2 protein-coding genes are annotated in these 2,618 nt (G+C 51.4%); both read right to left on the minus strand.

What is annotated here, in order from left to right; genetic code table 11:
* Positions 1 to 29: 29 nt before the first annotated feature.
* Positions 30 to 1,055 (minus strand): COX15/CtaA family protein, encoded by a 1,026-nt coding sequence (locus DEF47_RS09380; protein WP_012191809.1) that lies wholly within the window; start codon positions 1,053 to 1,055, stop codon positions 30 to 32.
* A 91-nt stretch (positions 1,056 to 1,146) separates the two neighbouring features.
* Entirely contained in the window at positions 1,147 to 2,562 is a 1,416-nt protein-coding gene (locus tag DEF47_RS09385; RefSeq protein WP_041304840.1) for a glycosyltransferase family protein, read from the minus strand.
* Positions 2,563 to 2,618 lie beyond the last annotated feature (56 nt).

Here is a 2,618-nt window from a genome sequence, read left to right on the forward strand (position 1 = left end):
GAGGGGGCTAGGGGGTGAGGGACATAAATTTAGTGGCTGGCTTCGGCAACTTGTTTGAACGCTTCTTTGCTTGTGCTTGGGCTAACAGGCAAGCGATATGCCAGCAATACCAACGTCATCAAACAGCCAATTAGCAACGAGCCAACGATTAGGTGAATCGCTTGCAACGGCGGTGGTAATGCCCCATAGGCTAGACCAATTCCGGCGGCAACTTGGGTCAATACCAAGCCGCTGGCAATCCAAGCGGTGCGATGAATCCACGGGTGCAAACTGCGATTATGCACAATTGCATAGGTTGCTGCCAAAATCGAAATGGTGAAAATGAGTGCTCCGGTGCGATGCAATGGGTCGGTGATGCCAACTTGCGATACCCAATCGCTGCGCGGAATGTTCATTTTCGAGCTAACATCATCGATATGGCCACGGACTAACGCGCCCAAGGTCAATTGAACCAAGCCAAAGCCAACCAACGCCTGACCCCAGCGGGCTACCGTGCGCCGTTCGGCTGGAACATTAGCGATTGGTCGGCCATTGGGGAAGAAGGCGCAAACGGTTGCATACAACAACAAACCGACAATCACCAAGGCCAAAATCATATGCAAGGTCACGATCCAGCCTTCGAGTTCGAGGTGTACGACCTTGCCACCGAGCCAGCCTTGGAATAAGGTCAGGGCTAGTGCACCGAGTACCGACCAAAACACCCGCTTCGATTTGCGATAGTGACGCAACATCAGATATGTTGTGATCAACAAGAAAAAGCCAATCAACATGCCGATCAAACGGTTAATATATTCGATCCACATCAAGGTTGGGTTGAATTGGCTAGCATCGAAGCCATGCTGGGCAATCATGTCGGCGCTGGCAGGTGGAATCCAATAGCCAAAGCATTTTGGCCAGTCTGGGCAACCCAAACCAGCCCCCGAAGCGCGAACAATCCCGCCTACAAAAATCAAGAAATAAGTAGCAATCGTGGTAATCATCGCCCATTTTTGAAAGCGATCTAAACGCCGCCAAGAAAAACGCACTTGGTCGGTCGGAACACGCATTTGTTCCATTGGTATGGCTCCCACTTGAGAATAAATATCTAGTATTGGGATAGTATCATAGGCCAAGTCTCGTCGGATTGCATCGCATCGCGACCTGATGTTAGCAATTTTTAACGACTTCGCAGCGATTAAACAGCAGTTGATCGGCTTTTTGCCAAACCAATTGCGGCACTTTAAGCTGATCAGCGAGCATGGTATTCCAGCGCAAGCCTGGCCCACGAATCTCGCGGTCAGTCGCCGCTTGAAAAATTAAGCCGCCATTCCAAACAATGAATACGAGTGCTAGGCTGGCAATCGCCGCTTTGGGCCAGCGAATTCGCTCGATCAATAATGCCAAACCAATAATAAAAATTGGCGTGCATTCGATCAAGCGCCGAAAGCCGAACGAGCCTTGCAAATGCCATGTCGAGCCAAACGCCCCATTCAGATAAATTTGGGCAAATAGGCCTAAACTGAGCAATCCAGTCAGCAGCCGATCCTTGCGCCAGAGCCAAATCAAGCCAGCTAAGCCGACCAGCAACAGCGGATGCCACATAAACGCTCCCCGCCGTGGGTCGAACAAGGTATGCAAAAATTTATAGCTGATCAGATTCAATTTGCCCGAAACCGTGCCTGACGGCTTGGGCTGGCCATACAAAATGTTGTAGCTGATCAACTGTGGAGCAAGGCTCAGGGCAAATATCAACACAAAAAATACATGCTTAGCCAAAAGTTGGCGCACTTGCAGCCATTGACCTTGGCGAATTAAGCTAGCATAGGCGACTAAACCTTCAACTGCTGGCAAGAGCAAAAATAGGCCAAGCTGTTCCCTCGTCAGTGTCATCAAGCCGCCGACGATGGCCAAGGCCAGCCAACGCACCCATGAACGCTGCGAACCTTGGGCTAACAGCGGTTGATCGGTAGGCCCAAGCCAGATCGTGATAAACAAGGCCACCATCGCAAAGCCCGCGCCATGCGACCAAGGCACTTGAATGTAGGTGTACCAAATCAATGGCGAGGCTAGCCAAATGCTCAAGGTGGCTAATGTGGCTGCCCACATACCAACCCAACGCCGCGCCAAACGATAGGAAAGCAGCAAACCAAACAGCGTGTAGCAGGCCGATGCTAAGCACACGGCAATGATGTAGGGCTGGCTAAATCCATCGCGTGGCGCATCGCCAAAGATACCCACGCCAACCAAACCATCGGCAACCACATACCACGGCGACCACAAGATTGCTGAGCCAACAGGCGCAACATTGCGATATAAGCCTGTGATAGGGTTGAGCGGCGGATCGCTTGAACGATCTTTGAGCAGCGCATTATAGACTGCTGGATCGCCCTTTTGCATGCCGAGATCGGCAAAATAGCCATATTCGTTGGCGAAATCCAAATTGCCATCGAAATAGACCGAGCGCAAATAGGCAAAGTATTGCACTTCATCGGTGGCATACAGCCGAAACAAACTAATTGGCAGCAGCGCCAGCCACAGGGCCACAATCACCACCGGCCCGGCTTGAGATAAAAGACGCTTCATAGTGGGCCTAGATTCCTCAATGTGTAATGGCTTTCCCTCACCCCCGACCCCTCGCC

This window comes from Herpetosiphon sp. (genome assembly GCF_003512625.1).
Lineage (GTDB): Bacteria > Chloroflexota > Chloroflexia > Chloroflexales > Herpetosiphonaceae > Herpetosiphon > Herpetosiphon aurantiacus.

Bases quoted from the DNA above. Each gene is read 5' to 3' on its own strand.
- DEF47_RS09380 (WP_012191809.1), bottom strand. From the start codon at position 1,055: ATGGAACAAATGCGTGTTCCGACCGACCAAGTGCGTTTTTCTTGGCGG.
- DEF47_RS09385 (WP_041304840.1), bottom strand. From the start codon at position 2,562: ATGAAGCGTCTTTTATCTCAAGCCGGGCCGGTGGTGATTGTGGCCCTG.